1 pseudogene is annotated in these 937 nt (G+C 57.4%); it reads right to left on the bottom strand.

Going from position 1 to position 937, the window contains the following annotated elements:
- Positions 1 to 113: 113 nt before the first annotated feature.
- Positions 114 to 740 (bottom strand): annotated as a pseudogene (locus P9A16_RS35595) (IS30 family transposase); the annotation flags it as partial.
- Between the last annotated feature and the right edge of the window lie 197 nt (positions 741 to 937).

A 937-nucleotide genomic window follows, 5' to 3' on the forward strand; every position in this document is an offset into this window, starting at 1 on the left:
CCGAAAATATGCGCCACGCCGGGGTATGACTACGATCGGGCTACGCCCTCACTCCGTCACACCCCGGCGCGAGTCTCATCCTGATTGACGCTGAATCTCACCTAGATTGCCGCTATGCAGTAGCGGCTCTTGCGCTCGATCAGTGAGGTTACGTTGGCGTTGCCCAGGTCACGTTGGAAGATCAACAAGTCGCCTTCCCAATGCCCGAACTGCGAACGATCACCAATGAAATCGGGACGTTGCGATATCCTGCAGGCAGCAGGAAAAGTGCCGCCGCGCGGCTTCCTCGAGCCGCGGGGGCGGCGTTTGCGGCGACCTTCCGTCAGATGCTGATGGAGTTCCAGCGCCTGATCGTCCTTGCCGTAGATGAAGCGATAGATCGTCTCGGTACAGACCCGCACGGCGCTCACGCCATCGGCGAGCAGACGACCGGCAATCTGTTCCGGTGACCAAAGTGCCTTCAGCTGCGCGATCACCAGTTCGCGCAATTGCGGGTGCCGCACAAGCTTCCTCAAACGCTGCCGCCGCTCTTTGCGGATGTCGTCAGCAACGGTTGGGAAGTAACCGCTATAGTCGGGCAGCTCGCGATCGTGGAAGGTGTTGCGCCGGATCTCACGATAGATCGTCGATCGATGACGCCCGAGTTCGCGCGCCATTTCTTTGATCGGTAGTTTGCGTTCGACAAAGTGGAAGAGGCGGCGTCGATCGGCCAGATTCAGCTGCGAATAGCGTCGGGACATGCCAAAATCTCCAAGGGGAAACCATTGAAATCACTGGCATGTCGCACTTCAAATTAGAATGTACCGTAATGTTGTAACTGTGGCAGCCAAGTTGAACTGTCCGCTTTGGCGCAAAGTTAAAATGTCAATTTGGGCGGCGCGTCGTCAGCCATTTAGACATGCGACACTCGACATCTCCGTTGGCGCTGAGGCAAGCC

This window comes from Shinella sp. 838, assembly GCF_029623935.1.
Taxonomy (GTDB): Bacteria; Pseudomonadota; Alphaproteobacteria; order Rhizobiales; family Rhizobiaceae; genus Shinella.